The following is a 19641-nucleotide window of genomic DNA, read 5'->3' on the forward strand; positions in this document are numbered from 1 at the left end:
CTGCCCGATGGGCGACTCACCGCTCATTAGGCTGGGACCATGTTCACGATCGCCGAAGCCCGCGCCGAACTGGCACGGCTGCGCCCTGTCCTCGACGAGGTCGTCGCGCTGCGCGCCGACGCGGCCGAGCTGGGAGCGGGGGAGTCGAGCCTCGGTGGCCTACCCGAGTTCAAGGCGGCTCAGGCCCGCCTCGATGAGCTGCTCACCCAGGTGCAGGACACCGGCGCCGAACTCAAGGGATTCGCCCCGCTGCTGGTCGACTTCCCCGGCGTCCTCGACGGCGTGCCGGTCCTCTGGTGCTGGCTTGAAGGCGAACAAGACCTGACCTGGTACTACCGCGCCGATCTAGGCTTCCCCGCCCGCCGCCCCCTGCCCTGACCAATCGCGAGTCCAACGTTCAGAACAATGAGTTCAACGTTCAGAACATCCAACATCCAGCCTCACTTGACGTGAGATGGAAAGTCGATGTTCTGAACGTTGAACTCATTGTTCTGAACGTTGGACTCGCGATTGGTTATCGGTCGCCGTCTTGTTCGGCCAGGAAGCGTTCGAACTGGCTGCCGAGTTCGTCGGCGGTGGGCATGTCGGCGGGGTCGGCGAGCATGTTGCGGCCCGCGGCCTCGGCGAAGCTGTCGTACTGGTGCTCCAACGCCCGGACGCCCTCCGACACCTCGTCGGACTCCGCGATCTGGCGCTCGATCTCCACGTCCGCCTTCCGCTTGGCCTCGCGCAGCGGCTCAGCGGGCAGCGTGAGGCCGGTGGCGCGCTCGATCGAGTCGAGCAGCGACAGGGCGGCGGCCGGGTAACTCGAATGCGACAGGTAGTGCGGCACATGCGCGGCGAACCCCATCGCGTCGCGACCGGCTTCGCCCTCACGGAACTCCAGCAGGTTCGCGATGCTCGCGGGGACCTGGATCCGGCTGAACACCTGCCGGTAGTCGCGCACCAGGTCGGGGCGCGTCGCGTGCGCGGTGACCTCCAGTGGCCGGGTGTGCGGCACGCCCATCGGGATGCCGTGGAAGCCCACGGCCAGCCGCACGCCCCAGCGTTCGATCAGCTCACCCACGGCCGCGGTGAACCGTTCCCACTCACGGTCCGGTTCCGGTCCGGTGAGCAGCAGGAACGGCATTCCCTCGCTGTCGTGCACCAGGTGCACCGCCAACTCGGGCGCGGCGTAGGACTCCCAGTGGTCGGTGAGGTAGGTCATCGTCGGGCGCCGGGCCCGGTAGTCGATCAGCCGGTCGGCGTCGAACCGGGCGACGACTCGGTGTTCGAGGGTGTCGAGCAGGTGTTCGGCGACCAGTCGGCCCGCCGAACCGGCGTCCATGAAGCCCTCGAAGTTGTGCAGCAGCACCGTGCCCGTCAGGTCAGGGACATCCGAGTCCACGTCGTACAGGTCGCCCTGACCGTCCACAGTCGCCTCCGGCGCACATCGATTACTGCCTTCCCTGGGTCAACACCCCGGCGAGGAGATCCATTCCCGGTCACTCGTCCCTATCCGGCCTGCTTCGGCGCCGCTAGCGTGGGACGGGTGGAGGAACCATTCAGAGTCTTCGCTTTGATCATCCTTCGGTTGATCACCGACGGCACCGCCGTCCGCGGGTCGCGGTCCGAGGGCAGGGGACCGACCGGTCGGTCGGCGGCCAAGGTGGGCACCGCCGTGGCCTGGTTCTTCGCGCTGGCGATCGCGGTGGTCACACTGAAGTCGGTTTGGCAGCAGGCCGTCCCGGCTGTCGCGCTCGAAGTGCTCGGCTGGGGCTTCACGGTCGCGTTCGGGATCTACACGGTCCTGCGGGTGGCCGACGCGTTCCGGACCGCGCCGAGGAGGGCCAGATGACCTCTCCCGCCCTCATCGACAGCGCCGACCTGGGCCTCTTCGGGCCGGACTCGGTCACCTGGCAGGTGCACGCCGATCCGTCGATGTGGTTCGGCGGGATCCGGAGCCTCTACCTGCAGGCGCTGCACCCCAGGGCGGTCGCGGGTGTCGTGCAGAACTCCGACTTCCAAGCCGATCCGCTCGGCAGGCTGGTGCGGACCGCGACCTTCGTCGGCATCACCACCTACGGCACGCTCGACCAAGCAGACCAGGCGGCGCGGCGGGTGCGGCAGGTCCATCGGTCGCTCCGAGCCCGTGACGAAGCCGGTGTCCAGTTTCGGATTGACGACCCGGAACTGCTGCTTTGGGTGCATTGCGCCGAGGCGGCGTCATTCCTCTCGGTCGCGCGCCGGGCCGGATTTCCCTTGACCCGTGCGCACGCCGATCGCTATTTCGACGAACAGCGCACCGCGGCGGCGTTGGTCGGGCTTGACCCGGACGAAGTCCCCGGCAGCGTCGACGAGATGACCGGCTACCTGAGAAACATCTATCCCACGTTGCGGCGGACCGAGAACACCGACGTGATCTACGACTTTCTGCACCGTCCGCCGGTTCAGGGACTACTGGCGGTCGGCGTGCGGCTCTATGAGCCGACAATCGGACATTTGTCCTATTCGCTGTTGCCCGGCTGGGCGCGGCGGCTCTATGGCCGCCGCGCTTACCCCGATTCCGTCACCACTGTCGCGGTGCGGGCTTTCCGACGTGCGGCATTGGCCCTGCCCGGTGGGTTCCGGGTCTCCCGCAAGCTTGAACCGGCGCCGGTCGCGGCCGTGCGCAGGCTCGGAGAGTGGGCGACGCCGTCGCCGAAACGGCTGCCCTAGATCAGGCGCCGTGCGCTTCCTGGAACTTGGTCACCAGCGCCGCCGGGATGCGGCCACGCTCGGCGATGGTCTCGCCCTGGCTGCGCGCCCACTCACGAATCGCCTGGTTGTCGGCCTTGTCGCTGGCCGACGCGGACTTGCGCGCGGCTCCTGCGGCGACCTTCGACTTGCGGCCGCCGGTGCGGCGCGCGTGCCCGACGAACTCCGCGAGCGAGTCACGCAGCCGGTTGGCGTTGTCGCTCGACAGATCGATCAGGAAGTCGACGCCGTCGAGGGCGAAGGCCACGGTCTCGTCGGCCGTTCCACCGTCGAGATCGTCGACCAGCTCGACAACGGTCTTCTGCGCCACGGTTTCCTCCGCATGATGAGTCGTATTGGCCGAAATGCGGCCCCAGTGCCCCGGGCACGGCATTCCGGCCCGTTCTGTGCGCAGCTTATAGGTACGACCTATGGCTACCCGCAAGCCGGTCCGGCGTGGCGGCCGGTGATAATCACGCTAGGAGGTCACATGGCTGCCGACATTGCGGCGAAGACGACGTTGGCCGTGGTGGCCCTGGGCGGCGCCGTAGGCGCACTCGCGCGATTCATGCTGGTCAGCGCGTTCCCCGGGAAAGCGAGCGGATTTCCGGTAGGAACGTTGCTGGTCAATTCCGCAGGCTGTCTGCTCATCGGGGCGCTCATGGTGGCGGTCACGGAACTGAGGAATATTCATGCGCTTGCCAGGCCATTTCTGGGCGTAGGCGTACTCGGCGGCTTCACCACGTTCTCCGCCTACGCGGAGGAAGTTCGCGCGCTGCTTGCTCCGGACACGCTGATTTTCGCCATGTCCTATCTGTTGGGAACGGTCCTGTGCGCGCTGGTCGCGGTGGCGGCGGGAATGCGGCTCGCCCGGTGGTTGCTGTGATCGCGCTCCTGGTGGTCCTCGGCGGGGCGGTGGGCGCGCCCCTGCGCTACCTCACCGACCAGGCCCTGCGCCGCCGCTTCGGCGACCGGTTCCCGTGGGGCACCCTCACCGTGAACGTCGTCGGCTCCGCGATCCTCGGCGCGCTCACCGGAACGTCGACAGCGGTGCACGCTCTGCTCGGTATCGGCTTCTGTGGAGCGTTGACGACCTACAGCACGTTCGGCTACGAGACCGTCCGGCTGATCGAGGACCGCGCGTACCTGCGCGCGTTCGCCAACGTCACCGTCAGCGTGGTCTCCGGTGTCGGCGCCGCGGCGCTAGGCCACGCGCTGGTGCTCTAGAACCTAGCCCGCGAGCGTGAGCTGCAATGCCTTGGTGACGACGGACTTGAGGGTCGGGTCGTCCGGGTCCGACTTCTTCTTTTCCAGCCACACGGCCTGGACGAGTTTGAGGCTGTTGCCCTCACGCCCGCTGGCGTAGGCGGCCGACTCGAACGCGGGTCGGTGCGCGCCGGGCCACGCCACGCCCTCGGCGGCCTGGTCGGCGATGCCGCCCCCGCCCGGCTTGTCCGCCACCGCGCGCAACTCGGTCGCCGACGTGCTCTTGGTGAACCGCAGGACCGACACCAGCACCGCCACCGGCCTGCCGTCCGAGGTCGCCTCGAACCGGGCGCGGATGAGCCGGGCACACCCGTTCTGCTCGAGCCAGGTCCGGACGTCGCCGAACGCGTGGGCCGCGCAGTCGGTGTGCTCGGCGGACCCCTTCGCCGTGAAGGCGACACCGTCGACCGGGATCTGGTTCGTGGGGCCCGCGGGCTTGTCCGCTGAGCCCTTGTTGGCCGAGCTGATCGCCACCGCGATGCCGGTGGCCAACAGGATCGCGACGAGGATCGCCGCGAAGATCGGCAGCCAGCGCAGACCCCGCGCCGGTTCGTCGCGCTCGTGCTCGCCGTGGTGCGCCGCGAGCAGCGTGCGCGGGATGAACGTGGTCGTGGCGGCGGCGTCGCGCGCGGCGGTGTCGACGAAGCCCTCGGCGGCCAGTTCCGCGCTGTCGAGGTCCGGTCCGCCGGGGTGCACGGCGGTGAGGATCTGCCGGACCTCGTTGACCGTGCAGGTGCGCGTGTGGGTCGCGAGTTCCTTGGCGGCCGTCATCAGGTTGCGCGGCTCGGGATGCAGGATGCGCACCCCGCGCATGAGGTCCGGGGTCGGCTGGGAGACCTGTGAGACGTAGGGGCCGATCGCCACGACCGTGCCGACCGGCACCGGCTCGGTCCGCTCGGCCTGCAGCAGCGCGGTGACCGCCGACGTCGCGGCCAGGGCCTCGGCCGCGGGGTTGGTCGCGCCGTCGGGCCGCACGAGCGGCCACCCGTCGGTCGTCCACTGCCCGGCGAGCGGCGCGTCCAGCCGGACGGCCGGGTCCGGCAGGTCGACGCCGACGATGACGAGCAGGCCGCGCGGCATGATCACGATCGCGTCGATCGGGTTTGGGCAGCCTGGAGGCTGGATGTCGAGTACCGCCACGCCACCGGCGATCGCGTCGCCGCGTCCCCAGGACGCCAGCGCGGCGCGCAGGTCGGTGCCGACCGTGGAGGTATCGCCCCCGACCCGGACCAGCCGCACCCGACACCTCCGAAACCCCCGACGGCCGTGACCTCGGGCAGGTCACGCACCACATCCCTGCGGACACGGTATCGGGGGCGCGTGCGGCCGATTGCGCCGACCTCCGGCGTGGACTGGACTACCCTCGTCACCCGATCAGTGGACCGTCGTTGTGGTTAATGCCACCTTCCAGTGTCATTAATTGTCATGGAGGTTCCATGTTCGGTCGTTCCCTGCGCGACCGGCGGCTGCGTGCTTGCCTCGCCGCCGCTGTCCTGGCGATTCCCCTGATCGCCGCGGTCCCCGCCACAGCCACCTCGTTGGCCCCGGTCTCGGATTCCCTGACCCGTCTGCTGTCCGTCGGCGGTTCGCACACGGTCCTGGTGCACGGCACCTCCGTGACCGCGGCGGAGGCCGCCGTCCGGGCCGCCGGGCTGACCCCGGTGACGACTTTCCGCAAGATCGGCGTCGTCGCCGCCCGCGGGTCGGCCGACCAAGTGCAAGCTGTGCGGTCCAAGTCCGGTGTGACCTACGTCGAGGGCAACGACCCCGTCCGGCTGTTCGCGAACAGCTCCGGCACCGTCGCGACCACCAGCCTGCAGGCGCAGCAGACGCTCACCGGCGCCAACGGCCGCAAGCTCGACGGCAGCGGTGTGTCGGTGGCGATCATCGACTCCGGCATCGATCCCACCCACCCGGCCTTCAAGGGCGACGACGGCAAGACCCGCGTGGTGCGCAGCCTCAAGGGCGTGTGCCTCGACGAGACCAGCGTCGGCACCGGCTGCATCGTCGACACCACCGACGCCATCGACACCGACCTGCTCGCGGTCGGCGGCCACGGCACCCACGTCAGCGGGATCGCCGCGGGCAGGCCGTACACGCTCGGCGGCGGCAAGGTGGTCGGCGGATCCGCGCCCGGCGCGAAGATCGTGTCCATCTCGGTGGGCGCGGTGATCGTGATCATCGGTGCCGACGCCGCACTGAACTGGGTCCTGGAGAACCACCGGGCGCCGTGCGGTGCCGGCGTCCCGGCGAGCACCTGCCCGCCGATCAAGGCCATCAACAACTCCTATGGCCCGTCCGGCGGTGGCGAGTTCGACGAGAAGTCCGCGACAGTGAAGCTGCAGCGCCAGCTGGCCGCCGAGGGCGTCATGACGGTGTGGGCGAACGGAAACGACGGCGGCGACGGCTCGGAAAGCCTGTCCAACCCGCCGGGAATGGACCCCACCCCCGGCGTGGTCTCGGTGGCGTCGTACAACGACCAGGGCACCGGAACCCGAAGCGGCACGGTGTCGGACTACTCCTCGCGCGGCGCGCAGGCCGACCCGTCGACCTGGCCGGACATCTCCGCACCCGGTGAGAACGTCATCTCCGCGTGCAGGCTGTACCTGCCGATCTGCGCCACCGGTCTCACCCCGGTGAACGGACCGGGCCTGCTCGACCTGGGCACCTACAACGTGATCAGCGGGACCTCCATGGCGGCGCCGCAGATCACCGGCATCATCGCCCAGCTCTTCCAGGCCAAGCCGACGGCGACGCCCGCCGAGATCGAGGACGTCCTGAAGCGCACCGCGGTCAAGTACACCGACGGGTCCGGATATCGGACCGTCAACGGGTACTCGACGAGCTTCGACAAGGGCACCGGCCTCGTCGACGTGGTCGCCGCGGCGACCGCACTCGGCGCGCGCTGAGACCCGGGGTCGAATGCGGGGAGCCGGTTATGGCTCCCCGCATTCGGGTTTTACTGAACGTTTAGCTGGTGCACCTGATGGTTTCGTGGTTCGTGTGGCCAAAGTGTCCGGATACAGGGCACAATGACCGCAGGTATTTCCGCTCAGTGGAGATAGCCGCTGGTTGACAGGACGTAGGGGAAGACGATCCTCGTCGAGCAGCGGAGGTCAGCAGTGAGCACCCGTGGAAACACCCAAGGCGTGGTGTACGTCCACTCGTCGCCGTCTGCGGTATGTCCGCACGTCGAGTGGGCGATTTCGGGCACCCTAGGGGTGCGCGCCGAACTGAAGTGGACCGCGCAGGCCGCGGCCCCCGGTCAACTACGCGCGGAATGCGCGTGGACCGGTGAGGCAGGCACCGGCGGCAAGATCGCGGGCGCCCTGCGGGCGTGGCCGATGATCCGCTTCGAGGTCACCGAGGAACCCAGCTCCGGGGTCGACGGTGAACGCTTCTGCTACGCCCCCGCGCTCGGCCTTTGGCACGCTCGCACCTGCGCCAACGGCGACATCGTCGTCGGCGAGGACCAACTGCGCACCCTGGCCGCGTCCGCCCGCGGCGGAGAGTCCTTCGCCTTCGGCGTCGACGAACTCCTCGGCGCCTCCTGGGACGAGGCCCTCGAACCGTTCCGCCGCGCGGGCGACGGCGCCCCGGTGACCTGGCTGCACCGCGTGGGCTGACCCCTGTGGCACGCTTGACCTGTGGCGCAGGGGCGAGGGATCAGGCAGCCGTGGTTGTGGCCCGCGGTGCTGGTCGCGGTCGTGCTGACGGCGACCGCGAGCCTGCTCGCGCGCGAGCTGTACGCCGACGACCGCAACACTCCGCCGCCGTCGGCCATCCTCCCCAGCGCGGGCGCGCTGCCCCCAGGTGAGCAGCCCGGGCACCGGGACGTGCGGGGGACACAGGACGCGATCCAGCACCCGATGTACGAGACGGTCCGGCAACTGCTGCAGACCTACTTCGACGCGATCAACGGCAAGAACTACGAGCGGTGGCGCACGACGGTCACCGCCGACCGGATCAAGAACATGCCCGAGGACACCTGGCGGGCCAGCTACCAGTCGACGCAGGACGGCAGCATCGTGGTCTACCGGATCGAGTCCGGCCCCGAAGGCAGCGCGCGGGTGATGCTGACCTTCATCTCGACACAGGACGTGGCCGACGCGCCGCTGGAACTGCCGGAGCCCTGCATCAGATGGCAGGTGATCTTCCCGCTCACCGTCGAGGATGACGTGTGGAAGCTCGACGCGGGCCCGACCGGCGCGTCTCCGCAGCACGAGAAATGCTGAAGCTGTGACATGGCGCCTGGTGGCGCGGCGGTATCTCGCTCGAGCACGGGAGGGCGGACTACTCCCGCATTCCCCTGGGTAAGTCGGTCTATTCAGTCGTCGCGGCCGGGATAGTGTTCCTCTGGCACGACGTAATCTGGGGGAACAGGTGCATTCACGTTCAGTCATGCGGGCGGTGGCCGTCGTCGCCCGCATGGTTTCGCGTCCGGTGCTTGCGCGATCAAGATCCGGGGAAGCCCGGTCGCGGTAGCGGGAGACACCAGCACCGGGCAGTCCGATGGTGATCCCGCGGCGGATCCGGACCAGTACGAATTCCCGGTGATTGGCGGGGGAGGGCCCGGATCAGGGTTTGGCCCAGGTCGATCCCGCCAAGGGTGCCAAGGTCACCGACATCCCGATCGACCCGCTGAAGGCGCGCAAGGAAATACAGGGCAGGACGTGCGTGGTCGCGGTGGAGCCCGTTCCGGGCAGGCTGCTACGAATCCAGTACACCGACGACAAGTGTGCCGAGGGAACGTGCAGGTACGCCCGGCTGATGGTCATGGTGGCCCTCGGCCGGATGGTGGAGTAGGACAGCTGACGACGAAGAGGACCGACCGTGCCAGGTGCGGTCGGTCCTCTCCGGTAAGCCGATTACAGCGGGATGTTGCCGTGTGATCCCCTGCCGGCGGGGGCCGCGGCCAAGGCCTCGGCGAGCTTCCTGCGGGTCTGCATGGGGTCGATGACCTCGTCCACCACACCGATCGCCATCGCCCGCTCGACGCCGCCCGCGATCCGCTCGTGCTCGGCCGTGAGCCGCTGGTGCAGCGCCTCGCGCTCGTCCTCGGCGGCCGCGGCGAGCTTCTTGCGGTGCAGGATGCCGACGGCCGCCTTCGCGCCCATCACGGCGACCTCGGCCTCCGGCCAGGCGAACACGGCGGTGGCGCCCAGCGAGCGGGAGTTCATCGCGATGTACGCGCCGCCGTAGGACTTGCGGGTCACCAGGGTGACGCGGGGGACCACGGCCTCGGCGAACGCGTGCAGCAGCTTCGCGCCGCGCCGGACGACACCGTCCCATTCCTGGCCGACGCCCGGGAGGTACCCGGGGACGTCCACCACGACGAGCAGCGGGACACCGAAGCTGTCGCACATCCGGACGAAGCGGGCGGCCTTCTCCGCGGACAGCGAGTCCAGGCAGCCGCCCTTGCGCAGCGGGTTGTTCGCGATCACGCCGACCGTGCGGCCGCCGAGCCGGCCAAGGCCGATCACCACGTTCGGCGCCCACTTGGCCTGCAGCTCCTCGAACTGGGACACGCCCTGCGCGTCGGAGTCGAGGATGCCGCGCAGCAGCGGCTTGACGTCGTAGGCGCGGTTGACCTGCTCTGGCAGCAGGTCGCGCAGCGGGGTTCCCTCGCGCACCGCGTGCAGGTCGAACAGGCCGGGCTTGGCGAACAGGCTGGTGATGCGGCGGGCTCGGATGTAGGCGTCCGGCTCGTCGGTGGCCAGCACATGCACGACACCGGACTTGCGGCCGTGCGCGTCGGCGCCACCGAGACCTTCCTGGTCGATCTGCTCGCCGGTGACGCTGCGGACCACGTCCGGCCCGGTCACGAAGACGCGCCCGGCCGGGGACATGATCACCACGTCGGTCAGCGCGGGCCCGTAGGCGGCGCCACCGGCCGCCGGGCCGACCACGACGCTGATCTGCGGGATTCGACCCGAGGCCCGGATCATCGCGGCGAAGACGTTGCCGACCGCGTCGAGCGACTCGACGCCCTCGGCCAGCCGTGCCCCGCCGCAGTGCCAGACCCCGATGACCGGGCTGCGCTCGCGCAGCGCGGTGTCGATGGCCTCGACGATGTGCCTGCAGCCATCGGTGCCCATGGCGCCACCCATCTTGGTGGCGTCGGTGCAGTACGCGATGACCTTGACCCCGTCGATGCGACCGCGCACCGCGAACACGCCGCTGGCGTCCGACGGACGCAGCGGCGCCATCGAATCGGCGTCGAGCAGCTGGGCGAGCCGGACCAGCGGGTCACGCGGGTCCAGTTCGCGAGCTTCGCTCGACAGGGTGGCCAGGGCGGTCATCAAGGCTCCTCAGCTGGGGGCCTGTGGGCCCCCGGTGGTCAGGCGGCGGTGAAGGCGAGCGCGACGTTGTGGCCGCCGAAGCCGAACGAGTCGTTGATCGCGGCGGTGAGTTCGACCTTGCGAGGTTCGCCGACGACGACGTCCAGGCCGACGCGCGGGTCGATGTTCTCGAGGTTGCGGGTGGCGGGGATGACGCCGTAGTAGATCGACAGCAGCGTGATGATGCTTTCGACCGCGCCCGCGCCGCCGACGAGGTGGCCCAGCGCCGACTTCGGCGCGGTGAGCACGACGTGGTCGCCGAGCGCCTTGCGGATCGCCGCGGCCTCACCGATGTCGCCGACCACCGTCGAGGTGGCGTGCGCGTTGACGTGGGTGACGTCGGTCGGGCTCAGGCCCGCCATCCGCACGGCGTTGGTGATCGCCTTGATCTGGCCGACACCCTCGGGGTGGTTGCCGGTGATGTGGAACGCGTCCGAGGTCATGCCGTAGCCGGAGAGCCTGCCGTACACGCGGGCGCCGCGGGCGGCGGCGTGCTCGGCGGTCTCCAGGATGACCACGCCCGCGCCCTCGCCGAGGACGAAGCCGTCGCGGTCGGTGTCGAAGGGCCGCGACGCGCGCTCGGGCTCGTCGTTGCGGGTGCTCAGGGTCCGCGACTGGGCGAACCCGGCCACGGTGATCGGGTGGATGCAGGCCTCGGCGCCGCCGGCGACGACGACATCGGCCCGACCGTTCTGGATCATCTGGTAGGCCGTGGCCAGCGCCTCGGCGCCGGACGCACAGGCTGAGGCGGGCGTGTGCACACCCGCGCGGGCGCGCAGCTCGATGCCGACGTGCGCGGCCGGGCCGTTGGGCATCAGCATGGGCACGGTCAGCGGCGAGACCTTGCGTAGGCCGTCGCGCTGCAGGAGTTCGTGCTGGTCGAGCAGGGTGACCGGGCCGCCGATGCCGGTGCCGATCACGACGCCGAGACGCTCGGGGTCGACCGGCGCTTCCTCGTCCCTCGGCAGTTCGAATCCGGCGTCAGCCCAGGCCTCGCGGGCAGCGATGATCGCGATCTGCTCACACCGGTCGAGCCTGCGGGCCTGGACCCGGGGCAGGACGTCGGTGGGATCGACCAAGAGCGGCGCGGCCAGCTTGGCGGGCAGGTCGTAGCGTTCGACCCACTCCTTGTCGTTGACGCGGATGCCGTTCTTGCCTGCGAGCAGCGCTTCCCAGGTGGTCGTGACATCACCGCCGAGCGGCGTGGTGGCGCCCAGCCCGGTGATGACGACGTCGACGTTGCTCATGGGGTTTCCTTCGCAGCGTGGGTGGTGACTGGATTCGAATGCCGAGGAACGAGGTGCGTGGTCAGGCGTTGGTGGAGATGTACTTCACGGCGTCGCCGACGGTCTTGAGGTTGGCGAGCTCGTCGTCCGGGATCTTGACGCCGAACTTGTCCTCGGCCTGCACGGCGATCTCGACCATCGACAGCGAGTCGATGTCGAGGTCGTCGACGAAGGACTTCTCGGCGGTGACGTCCTCGGTGGCGACACCGGCGACCTCTTCGACGATCTCCGCGAGTCCTTCGAGGATCTCGGTGTCGCTGGGCTTCTCCGACATTCCAGGTTCCTTCCTGTTTCGATCAACCGGCCGGTACCGCACCTGCCGGAGTCTTGCTTCCCCTGTGGTCAGGGACAGATGACGACCTGTCCCGCGTAGGACAGGCCCGCGCCGAAGCCGACGAGCAGCGCGACGTCGCCGGGCTTGATCCGCCCCGCTTCGCGCATGTGGTCCATCGCCATCGGGATGGACGCCGAGGAGGTGTTGCCCGACTTGACGATGTCGTCGGCGACGACCATGTCCTCTCGGGCGCCCTTGGCGCGCAGCTTCTTCGCGATCGACTCGATGATGCGCAGGTTGGCCTGGTGCGGGATCAGCACGTCCACATCGGAGGGCTGCAGACCCGCGGCTTCCAGTGCCTGCAGGGCGATCGGGGCGATCCGGGTGGTCGCCCAGCGGAAGACCGACTGGCCCTCCTGGTAGATGTGCCGCTCCGCGGTCATGCCGATCATGTCGACCATGTCGCCCGCGCTGCCCCAGACGACCGGGCCTATGCCCGCCTCCTCTGAGGGACCCACGACCGCGGCGCCCGCGCCGTCGGCGAAGATGATCGCGTTGGCCCGGTCGACCGGGTTGACCCAGTCGGTGAGCTTCTCGGCACCGATGACCAGCACGCGCCGCGCGGAGCCCGAACGCACCAGGTCCGACGCGGTGCCCAGCGCGTAGCAGAAGCCCGCGCAGGCGGCGTTGAGGTCGAACGCGCCCGCCGCCTTGATCCCGATTCGGTCCGCGACCTGGGCCGCGCCGTTGGGGATCTGGGTCGGCATGGTGCAGTTGGCCAGGATCACGGTGTCCACATCGGACGGTGAGAGGCCGGAGTTGGCCAGCGCCTTGGACCCGGCCATGACCGCCATGTCGACGAGCTTCTCGTCGGGCCCGGCGAAGCGGCGCTCGGCGATGCCCACGCGCTCCCGGATCCACTCGTCGGTGGTGTCCATCTTCTGCGAGAGCTCGTCGTTGGTGACGATGCGCTCAGGCTGGAAACTGCCGACCCCGAGGATGCGGCTGGCTTTGGCTCCAGTGGCGAGTCGCATTGTGGTCACGCGCTACTTCCGATCATGTCGGTCACCGTGTCGAGGTTCTCGGGGGTCTTCATGGCCACGGTGGGGGTGCCTTTGAGTTCCCGCTTTGCCAGGCCGACGAGCGCGCCCGCGGGCGGGAACTCGACGATGCCGTCGACGCCGAGCTCGGCCATCGTCGCCATGCAGCGGTCCCAGCGGACGGGGTTGGTGACCTGGTCGATGAGCCGGGCGAGCACCTCGGCGCCGTCGGCGACTGCGGCGCCGTCCCGGTTGGACAGCAGCGTGAAGACGGGGTTCGCCGGGGTGGCGAGCGTCGCGGCGTGCGCGGCGAGGGCCTGCTGGGCGGGCGCCATGTAGTGGGTGTGGAACGCGCCCGCGACCTTGAGGGTGATCACCTTCGTGTCGGTGGGCGGCTCGGCGGCGAGCTTCTCCAGCGCGGCCAGTGACCCGGCGGCGACGATCTGGCCCGCGCCGTTGCGGTTGGCGGCGACGAGGTCGAGCTCGGCGAGGCGGGCGAGGATGGCCTCTTCGGTGCCGCGCACCATGGCGGCCATGCCGGTGGGCTCGAGCTCGCACGCGGCGGCCATCTCCCGGCCGCGCACGGCGGCCAGCGCGATGGCGTCCTCGGCGGTGAGCACGCCCGCCATGGCGGCGGCGGCGAACTCGCCGATCGAGTGTCCGGCGATGACGGCGTCCGCCGGGATCTCCACGCGCGAGCGCAGCTCCTCGAACGCGAGCAGGGTGGCCGCCACGATGAGCGGCTGGGTGATCGCGGTGTCCTTGATCTCGTCGGCCTCGGCGGTGGTGCCCAACCGGGTCAGGTCGAGGCCCGCGATGTCCGACCAGGCCGCCAGTCGATCAGCCGCGCCCGGCAGTTCGAGCCATGGGCTGAGCATGCCGGGGGTCTGGGAGCCTTGCCCAGGAGCGAGTAGCGCGATCACCTGCTCACTAGACACTGTCCGGGCCCCTGTTATGCATGTCGGCACTCACCAAGTTGCGCGGCCTCTGTTGTAGGGAGTCTACAAATGTGACTAGTCGGTGAACGCTACGGGCGGGTATTCGTTGTCAGTTGTGTCGATAACCACCAAAAAAGGTGGCTACCAGAGCCCGCGAGCCCTTGACAGCCTGCCGACCGCCAGTGCGATCCGCAGCACGAGCGCGTCGCGAGGATCATTCGCGTTTCGTCCGGTCAGCTCCGTCGCCTTGCGCAGGCGGTACCGGACGGTGTTCGGGTGGACGAAGAGCTGCCGCGCGCAGGTCTCGAGGACGCCCCCGGTCGACAGGTACGCCTCGACGGTCTCCTGCAGCGAACCACCCGCCTCTTCCAGGGGGCGCGCGATCCGGTCGATGAGCTGGAACTCGGCCTCCGGGTCGCCCGCGAGCGCCCGCTCCGGCAGCAGGTCCGTCGACCGCACAGGCCGGGGCGCCTCCCGCCAAGCCACGACCGCGCGGAGCCCGGACAGCGCGTCGGCGGAGCTGCGGTGCGCCTCGGCGAGGCTGGCGACGGTGGGGCCCGCGACGACCGCGCCCTCGCCGAACGCCTCGGCTATCTTCCCCATTACCTCACGGTCGGCGCCGTCCTCGGTCGGGCCGCCGAGCACCACGACCAGCCGGGAGCCCTGGACGCCGAGCAGCACGGGTCGGCTGACCCGGGCGGCGCGGCTGCGGACCTCGAACACGACCGTCGGCGGGTCGTCGGACGGCGGATTGCCGACGAGCACGGTGGCCTCGGAGCCTGGGTCCCAGCCGAGAGCCGCGGCGCGTGAGAGCAGCGACTCCTCGGCGTCGCCACGGACGATCCCGTCGACGACCAGGGCTTCGAGCCGGGCGTCCCAGGCGCCGCGGGCCTCGGCGGCGGACGCGTAGGACATCGCGGAGGCGAACGCGACCTCGCGCCCGTAGCGCAGGACGGCCTCGGCCAGCAGCGCCCGGTCCTCGTCGTTGGCCGCGAGGTCCGGCACCATCTCCTCGAAGATCTTCAGCGACACCCGGACCATCTCGACGGTCTGCCGGAGGCTGACCCAGCGGGACAGGTCGCGCGGGGCGCCGCGAAAGGTGTCGGTGGTCATGCGCAGGGCTTCCATCGGGTTGCGCAGCCACGCCGCGAACCCGGCCACCCCGCTCTGCGCGACGAGCAGCACCGACGCGCGTTGGTCGGCGGGCATCCGCACGAACCAGGCGAACTGTCCTTCCATGGCCGCGACAGCGGCGGACGCCAACTTGCCCGACGCCCGTTCCACCGCGTCCAACGTCTCGGCGGACAAGCCTGCCGACGCCCCACTCATCTCTCCACACTCCCACACGGTGTTCGCCAGCGGCCCGTCAGCGCCGCCTGGTCTCTTGTGGATGGTCCTCGCCGTCCACCAGGCTGGTGAGGATGTGCTGTTGGACGAAAGTCCACAGGTTGCCCGCGAGGAAGTAGAGCAGCACCCCGATGGGCAACGGGAAGAACGCCCCGGAGACCAGCATTCCGATCGGCGCGAGGTACATCATCGCCTTGCTCACGGCGGCGAGTTGCGGGCTGGTGGTGTTGTCCTGCCGCCGCAGGCTCATGCGCATGGTCAGGAACGTCGCGAGGCCGGCCAGGACGATGAGCGGAACACCCACGGCGACCATGTGCGCCCGGTCGGTCCCGAACGCGATCAGGTCCGCGGTGGGCTGGCTGAGCCAGTTGCCGAGCTTGGCGCCGAACAGGTCCGCGGTGAGAAACGACTCGACACCGGCCCGGTCGAACACGTAGTTGGACTCGGCGCCGGGGGTGAAGCCGCGCAACACCCAGAACAGGCTGAGGAACGCGGGGATCTGCAGGAGCGCGGGCAGACAGCCGCCGAGCGGGTTGCTTCCGTTGTCGGCGTGCAGTTTCTGGATTTCGGCGACCATGCGCGCCTGGTCGCCCTTGTACTTCTCGCGGATCTTCTGCACCTGGGGTGCGACTTTCTGCGTGCGTCGGGCGGCACGGAGTTGGCTGAGCGCGGGGCGGACCAGGAGGGCCCGGATGGTGAAAACCAGGAAGACGACTGCCAGCACCCAGGCGGCTCCGCCGGAGCCGAGCAGGGAGTCGAAGACCAGGTGCCAGAACCAGAGGACAGCGGAAACGGGGTAGAGAAAGACGTCGAACATCGAGAGATCACTCCGTCACGTCGGATGGGTTCGGACAGCCGCGAGCGACTGCCTCATCCGCTTGGGGAGTCAGGCAGCCGCGCTGCCGGGTGACGGAGCTCGTGGCCGCGCGCGGCCAGGTGTGCCGGGGTCGCGCAGGCGCAGGACGTTGGCGAGCCGGGCGTGCTCACGAAGGCTGACGGCCCGCACGTGCGCGGGCGCCGCATCGGGCTCGACCCGGATGTGCAGCACACAGGCGATCAGCGCGACGGCGAGACCCGCGGCGAGTGCCAGCGGGTTCAGGTTGCCGACGGTGGGGAGGGCGAGGAAGAGCGCGGGAAGAACCAGCGCGACCACAAACCTGAGCCGCACCCCCACCCCACTCCCAGATCCCATACCCCCGACTGTACCCATTTCCCACCCGGCCCCGCGGCCATCCTCGAACCGGGCGGCCCCGGGCTCTGGCGCATGAGTCGTTTTGGTACACAGGATTTCGTCGCTGGCCGCTTCTTGGGATGAGGCACCGGACTGGGCGTGTGGTTTGGGGCAGGCGTCATGGGCATGCGGTTGCCTGAATGGTGTTTCGGGGGTCGGGTGGTGGGCAAACACCTGATCAGGCCGCCCGGATGTGCCCCTTGCGTTCCGGGTGATGGGCTGGTGGAGAACACCGAGCCCAGGAAGAGAGTCAGGCAGGCCAATACCCTCCATCACCTCGATGCGCGCAGCGCGAGCCCCCGGGTGCGCAACCTGGCTACGGCTGGATTGACCACTGATCGCACCGTGGGCGGACTCGCGTGGGTCACGTTCCCGATGCGCGCGGCGCGAGCCCCGTTGATCCGATAGGGCTGGTTTGGTCGCCGATCGCACCGTGGGGGTCGTGTCTACCGGTTACACACCCGTTGCGCGCGGCGCGAGCCCCGTTGATCCGGTAGGGCTGGTTTGGTCGCCGATCGCACCGGGGGGGGCGTGTCTACCGGTTACACACCCGTTGTGCGCGGCGCGAGCCGCGCTGATCCGGCAGGGCTGGATTGGTCACCGATCGCACCGTGGGGGTCTGGGGGGTCGCCCCCCAGGACAAATGACGCCCGATCCATCCGGTGAGCGCGTTCCGCGAACATGCAAGCGGAATCGGGCGGGCCGCCCGGCAATTTCGGTGCGCTCGATGCCGGGCGGCCCATCTCCCCGGTCCCCACCGGTAGTTCCACTATGGATAGATCTTGGCGGTGGTGCCATGCGATTCGGCGGTTTTAACCCATTCGTGGGATGTGTTGCGGTTGCCGGGGCGGGTGACGTGGGAAACGATCTCCCAGGACAGAGATCTGCCCGTCGGGGGCCTAGGAGGTACACATCATGGGTGCGGAACTGCGGGAAGGGTTGGGTGCGGCGTGGTCGATGGTTGCCACGTTCGTGCCGAAGCTCCTCGGCTTTCTCATCATTCTTTTGATCGGCTGGCTCATCGCGAAGGCTGTGGCCAAGGGTTTGTCCATGGTGATGGGCAAGCTCGGTTTCAGTAAGCTGATGGAGAAGACCGGGATGTCCGGTCTGGCTCGCAATTCCGGGGTCGATGTCGGCAACATCCTGGTGAAGTTGGTCTATTACTTCATTCTTCTGATCGCACTGCAGTTGGCGTTCGGCGTGTTCGGCGAGTCGAACCCGGTCAGCGCTCTGCTCAACGATGTCATCGCGTTCCTGCCGCGGATTGTCGTGGCGGTTGTGCTGCTCATCGTGGCGGCGGCGGTCGGCAAGGTTGTTCGCGACCTGATCACGAGCGCGTTGGGCAACCGGCCGTTCGGTCCGATGCTGGGCACCATCGCGTATGTCTTCATCATCGCGTTCGGTGTCATCGCGGCGCTGAACCAGGTCAACATCGCGACGACGGTGACGATGCCGGTGTTGATCACGGTGCTGGCGACCATCGGCGGCATCCTGATCGTCGGCTTGGGTGGTGGCCTGATCAAGCCCATGTCGGAGCGGTGGGGTGGTTGGCTCGAGCGCGCGCAGTCGCAGATGGGCACGACCGACCACGCGCCACGGCCGCGGGTGGAGACCGCGCCCAACGTCGAGGCGACGATGGACCGGCCGGCGCACGATTCGCGTCGTTAGTCGGATTTCGCGGCGGCGTCGGGCTTCTGGCCTGGCGCCGCCGTTTCGTGCCGGGACTTTGGTCCTGTGTCGGCTGGGACCGGCTCACACCTGTGGGGGAGTGGGGTTCGCTCTCGCGCGGGATGATCTTCGTGGTGGACCGGGGCACGCTCGTGGCATGACCGAGCGACCGCACATCCTGATCGTCGGCGGGGGCTATGTGGGCCTCTACGCCGCGTACCGCTTGCAGAAGAAGCTTCGGGCCGGTGAGGGGACCGTGACTGTGGTCGATCCCCGTCCGACCATGACGTATCAGCCGTTCCTGCCGGAGGCGGCGGCCGGCTCCATCGAGCCGCGTCACGTTGTCGTCCCGCTGCGCAAGGTGTTGCGCGGGTGCCGGGTGGTGACCGGCAGCGTCACCGGGGTCGATCACCGGCGGAAGGTGGCGACAGTGGTGCCCGTCGAGGGCGTGCCGACCGAACTGGCCTACGACGTGATCGTGTTGGCCGCGGGGTCGGTGGCGCGCACCCAACCCGTGCCGGGTCTGGCCGAGTGCGCGATCGGGTTCTCCACCGTCGGTGAGGCCATCTACCTGCGCAACCAGGTGCTCTCCCGGCTCGATGTGGCCGCGAGCACGACCGACCCCGAGGTGCGCAGGCGCGCGCTGACGTTCGTCGTCGTGGGCGGTGGGTACGCCGGGGTGGAGGCGTTCGGCGAGTTGGAGGACATGGCCCGGTTCGCGCTGCGGGTCTATCCCGAGTTGGCGCCCTCGGACATGCGGTGGGTGCTCGTCGAGGCGGCGGACCGGATCATGCCCGAGGTCAGCCCCTCACTCGCCGCGTACACCGTGCGGCGGCTGGAGAAGCGCGGGATGCGGGTCCTGCTGGGCACCACGGTGACCAGCATGGTCGACGGGCACGTCGTGCTCAGCGACGGCGAGGAGTTCGACGCCGACACCGTCGTGTGGACGGCGGGCGTCCGGGCCAACCCGCTGGCCCAGGCCAGTGGGCTGCCGGTCGACCCGCGTGGTCGGCTGGTCGCCTCGACGACGCTGCGCGTGCCGGGCTACGAGGGAATGTGGACCGCGGGCGACAGCGCCGCCGTGCCCGACCTGTCGACGGCGGGCGCCTGGTGCGCGCCCAGTGCGCAGCACGCCGTGCGGCAGGCGAAACTGTTGGCGGACAACATCATCCGCTCACTGCGTAGCCGGGAACCCAAGCCGTACAAGCACTCCCACGCCGGCTCGGTGGCCAGCCTGGGCCTGCACAAGGGGGTCGCGGAGATCTACGGCATCCGGCTGCGCGGCGTGATCGCGTGGTTGATGCACCGCGCCTACCACGTCACCCGCGTGCCGACCCTCAACCGCAAGGTCCGCGTACTTGCCGACTGGCTGATGGCCTTCCTGCTCCGCCGCGACGTCGTCGCCCTGGACCTGCGAGTCCCCCGCCTCCCCGATTCGGTCGCGAGTCCAACGTTCAAAACAACGAGTCCAACGTTCAGTACATCGACTTCGGCTGCACGTCGTCGTGAGCTGGTACGTCGGATGTGCTGAACGT

22 protein-coding genes are annotated in these 19641 nt (G+C 69.3%); 11 read left to right on the forward strand and 11 right to left on the reverse strand.

The window, feature by feature from the left end:
• Positions 1 to 39: 39 nt before the first annotated feature.
• Complete coding sequence (locus GPZ80_RS31135) at positions 40 to 378, forward strand: DUF2203 domain-containing protein (RefSeq protein WP_187224686.1); 339 nt, start codon at positions 40 to 42, stop codon at positions 376 to 378.
• A 136-nt stretch (positions 379 to 514) separates the two neighbouring features.
• On the opposite strand, the gene GPZ80_RS31140 is transcribed toward GPZ80_RS31135, so the two are convergent.
• Positions 515 to 1414, reverse strand: coding sequence for a proteasome assembly chaperone family protein (locus GPZ80_RS31140; RefSeq protein WP_312880677.1), 900 nt, complete (start codon positions 1412 to 1414; stop codon positions 515 to 517).
• Between the two features lie 144 nt (positions 1415 to 1558).
• Between GPZ80_RS31140 and GPZ80_RS31145 the strand changes: the two genes are divergently transcribed.
• The gene (locus GPZ80_RS31145; protein ID WP_187224687.1) at positions 1559 to 1837 is read left to right on the forward strand and encodes a hypothetical protein; all 279 of its coding nucleotides are present in this window, start codon (positions 1559 to 1561) and stop codon (positions 1835 to 1837) included.
• Positions 1834 to 2697, forward strand: a complete 864-nt coding sequence (locus GPZ80_RS31150; protein ID WP_187224688.1) for an oxygenase MpaB family protein — start codon at positions 1834 to 1836, stop codon at positions 2695 to 2697. The genes GPZ80_RS31145 and GPZ80_RS31150 overlap by 4 nt, the downstream gene beginning before the upstream one ends.
• A 1-nt stretch (position 2698) precedes the next feature.
• On the opposite strand, the gene GPZ80_RS31155 is transcribed toward GPZ80_RS31150, so the two are convergent.
• Positions 2699 to 3046, reverse strand: a complete 348-nt coding sequence (locus GPZ80_RS31155; protein ID WP_187224689.1) for a histone-like nucleoid-structuring protein Lsr2 — start codon at positions 3044 to 3046, stop codon at positions 2699 to 2701.
• 159 nt (positions 3047 to 3205) lie between these two features.
• Here GPZ80_RS31155 and crcB (GPZ80_RS31160) point away from each other — a divergent pair, with 159 nt between their 5' ends.
• Both crcB (GPZ80_RS31160) and crcB (GPZ80_RS31165) read left to right on the forward strand, forming a co-directional pair.
• On the forward strand, positions 3206 to 3601 hold the full coding sequence (crcB, locus tag GPZ80_RS31160) for a fluoride efflux transporter CrcB (protein WP_187224690.1): 396 nt from the start codon (positions 3206 to 3208) through the stop codon (positions 3599 to 3601).
• Positions 3598 to 3942, forward strand: a complete 345-nt coding sequence (gene crcB / locus GPZ80_RS31165) for a fluoride efflux transporter CrcB (protein ID WP_187224691.1) — start codon at positions 3598 to 3600, stop codon at positions 3940 to 3942. Before crcB (GPZ80_RS31160) ends, crcB (GPZ80_RS31165) begins: the two co-directional genes overlap by 4 nt.
• Before the next feature lie 3 nt (positions 3943 to 3945).
• Here crcB (GPZ80_RS31165) and GPZ80_RS31170 read toward each other — a convergent pair whose 3' ends face one another.
• Positions 3946 to 5220, reverse strand: a complete 1275-nt coding sequence (locus GPZ80_RS31170) for a hypothetical protein (protein ID WP_187224692.1) — start codon at positions 5218 to 5220, stop codon at positions 3946 to 3948.
• A gap of 197 nt (positions 5221 to 5417) precedes the next feature.
• Here GPZ80_RS31170 and GPZ80_RS31175 point away from each other — a divergent pair, with 197 nt between their 5' ends.
• From GPZ80_RS31175 to GPZ80_RS31190, 4 genes are all read left to right on the forward strand, one after another.
• The gene (locus tag GPZ80_RS31175) at positions 5418 to 6890 is read left to right on the forward strand and encodes a S8 family peptidase (RefSeq protein WP_187224693.1); all 1473 of its coding nucleotides are present in this window, start codon (positions 5418 to 5420) and stop codon (positions 6888 to 6890) included.
• A gap of 213 nt (positions 6891 to 7103) precedes the next feature.
• Complete coding sequence (locus tag GPZ80_RS31180) at positions 7104 to 7607, forward strand: DUF3145 domain-containing protein (protein WP_187224694.1); 504 nt, start codon at positions 7104 to 7106, stop codon at positions 7605 to 7607.
• 21 nt (positions 7608 to 7628) lie between these two features.
• Positions 7629 to 8216 (forward strand): hypothetical protein, encoded by a 588-nt coding sequence (locus tag GPZ80_RS31185; protein ID WP_312880678.1) that lies wholly within the window; start codon positions 7629 to 7631, stop codon positions 8214 to 8216.
• 349 nt (positions 8217 to 8565) lie between these two features.
• The gene (locus GPZ80_RS31190; protein WP_187224695.1) at positions 8566 to 8787 is read left to right on the forward strand and encodes a hypothetical protein; all 222 of its coding nucleotides are present in this window, start codon (positions 8566 to 8568) and stop codon (positions 8785 to 8787) included.
• 62 nt (positions 8788 to 8849) lie between these two features.
• Here GPZ80_RS31190 and GPZ80_RS31195 read toward each other — a convergent pair whose 3' ends face one another.
• The 8 genes from GPZ80_RS31195 to GPZ80_RS31230 form a co-directional block, all read right to left on the reverse strand.
• The gene (locus GPZ80_RS31195; protein ID WP_187224696.1) at positions 8850 to 10283 is read right to left on the reverse strand and encodes an acyl-CoA carboxylase subunit beta; all 1434 of its coding nucleotides are present in this window, start codon (positions 10281 to 10283) and stop codon (positions 8850 to 8852) included.
• A gap of 38 nt (positions 10284 to 10321) precedes the next feature.
• Positions 10322 to 11569, reverse strand: a complete 1248-nt coding sequence (locus GPZ80_RS31200; protein ID WP_187224697.1) for a beta-ketoacyl-[acyl-carrier-protein] synthase family protein — start codon at positions 11567 to 11569, stop codon at positions 10322 to 10324.
• A 61-nt stretch (positions 11570 to 11630) separates the two neighbouring features.
• Positions 11631 to 11882: an acyl carrier protein gene (locus GPZ80_RS31205; RefSeq protein ID WP_187224698.1), complete on the reverse strand. Its 252-nt coding sequence runs from the start codon at positions 11880 to 11882 to the stop codon at positions 11631 to 11633.
• A 68-nt stretch (positions 11883 to 11950) separates the two neighbouring features.
• The gene (locus tag GPZ80_RS31210) at positions 11951 to 12916 is read right to left on the reverse strand and encodes a beta-ketoacyl-ACP synthase III (RefSeq protein WP_187224714.1); all 966 of its coding nucleotides are present in this window, start codon (positions 12914 to 12916) and stop codon (positions 11951 to 11953) included.
• Between the two features lie 5 nt (positions 12917 to 12921).
• Complete coding sequence (locus GPZ80_RS31215; RefSeq protein ID WP_187224699.1) at positions 12922 to 13845, reverse strand: ACP S-malonyltransferase; 924 nt, start codon at positions 13843 to 13845, stop codon at positions 12922 to 12924.
• 156 nt (positions 13846 to 14001) lie between these two features.
• The gene (locus tag GPZ80_RS31220; RefSeq protein WP_187224700.1) at positions 14002 to 15189 is read right to left on the reverse strand and encodes a PucR family transcriptional regulator; all 1188 of its coding nucleotides are present in this window, start codon (positions 15187 to 15189) and stop codon (positions 14002 to 14004) included.
• Between the two features lie 37 nt (positions 15190 to 15226).
• Positions 15227 to 16024, reverse strand: a complete 798-nt coding sequence (yidC, locus tag GPZ80_RS31225; protein WP_187224701.1) for a membrane protein insertase YidC — start codon at positions 16022 to 16024, stop codon at positions 15227 to 15229.
• 69 nt (positions 16025 to 16093) lie between these two features.
• Positions 16094 to 16399 (reverse strand): DUF6412 domain-containing protein, encoded by a 306-nt coding sequence (locus GPZ80_RS31230; RefSeq protein WP_187224702.1) that lies wholly within the window; start codon positions 16397 to 16399, stop codon positions 16094 to 16096.
• A gap of 954 nt (positions 16400 to 17353) precedes the next feature.
• Here GPZ80_RS31230 and GPZ80_RS31235 point away from each other — a divergent pair.
• The gene (locus GPZ80_RS31235) at positions 17354 to 18106 is read left to right on the forward strand and encodes a mechanosensitive ion channel family protein (RefSeq protein ID WP_187224703.1); all 753 of its coding nucleotides are present in this window, start codon (positions 17354 to 17356) and stop codon (positions 18104 to 18106) included.
• A gap of 157 nt (positions 18107 to 18263) precedes the next feature.
• Positions 18264 to 19637: an NAD(P)/FAD-dependent oxidoreductase gene (locus GPZ80_RS31240; protein WP_187224704.1), complete on the forward strand. Its 1374-nt coding sequence runs from the start codon at positions 18264 to 18266 to the stop codon at positions 19635 to 19637.
• The last annotated feature ends 4 nt before the right edge of the window (positions 19638 to 19641 follow it).

The sequence above is a fragment of the Actinokineospora xionganensis genome, assembly GCF_014323725.1.
In the GTDB taxonomy this organism is placed as follows: Bacteria; Actinomycetota; Actinomycetes; order Mycobacteriales; family Pseudonocardiaceae; genus Actinokineospora; species Actinokineospora xionganensis.

What these genes read in the sequence shown, in the direction of transcription:
- GPZ80_RS31135 (WP_187224686.1), top strand. Translation starts at nt 40, where the DNA reads ATGTTCACGATCGCCGAAGCCCGCGCCGAACTGGCACGGCTGCGCCCT.
- GPZ80_RS31150 (WP_187224688.1), top strand. Translation starts at nt 1,834, where the DNA reads ATGACCTCTCCCGCCCTCATCGACAGCGCCGACCTGGGCCTCTTCGGG.
- crcB (WP_187224690.1), top strand. Translation starts at nt 3,206, where the DNA reads ATGGCTGCCGACATTGCGGCGAAGACGACGTTGGCCGTGGTGGCCCTG.
- GPZ80_RS31175 (WP_187224693.1), top strand. Translation starts at nt 5,418, where the DNA reads ATGTTCGGTCGTTCCCTGCGCGACCGGCGGCTGCGTGCTTGCCTCGCC.
- GPZ80_RS31195 (WP_187224696.1), bottom strand. Translation starts at nt 10,283, where the DNA reads ATGACCGCCCTGGCCACCCTGTCGAGCGAAGCTCGCGAACTGGACCCG.
- GPZ80_RS31200 (WP_187224697.1), bottom strand. Translation starts at nt 11,569, where the DNA reads ATGAGCAACGTCGACGTCGTCATCACCGGGCTGGGCGCCACCACGCCG.
- GPZ80_RS31205 (WP_187224698.1), bottom strand. Translation starts at nt 11,882, where the DNA reads ATGTCGGAGAAGCCCAGCGACACCGAGATCCTCGAAGGACTCGCGGAG.
- GPZ80_RS31210 (WP_187224714.1), bottom strand. Translation starts at nt 12,916, where the DNA reads ATGCGACTCGCCACTGGAGCCAAAGCCAGCCGCATCCTCGGGGTCGGC.
- GPZ80_RS31220 (WP_187224700.1), bottom strand. Translation starts at nt 15,189, where the DNA reads ATGAGTGGGGCGTCGGCAGGCTTGTCCGCCGAGACGTTGGACGCGGTG.
- yidC (WP_187224701.1), bottom strand. Translation starts at nt 16,024, where the DNA reads ATGTTCGACGTCTTTCTCTACCCCGTTTCCGCTGTCCTCTGGTTCTGG.
- GPZ80_RS31230 (WP_187224702.1), bottom strand. Translation starts at nt 16,399, where the DNA reads ATGGGATCTGGGAGTGGGGTGGGGGTGCGGCTCAGGTTTGTGGTCGCG.
- GPZ80_RS31235 (WP_187224703.1), top strand. Translation starts at nt 17,354, where the DNA reads ATGGGTGCGGAACTGCGGGAAGGGTTGGGTGCGGCGTGGTCGATGGTT.
- GPZ80_RS31240 (WP_187224704.1), top strand. Translation starts at nt 18,264, where the DNA reads ATGACCGAGCGACCGCACATCCTGATCGTCGGCGGGGGCTATGTGGGC.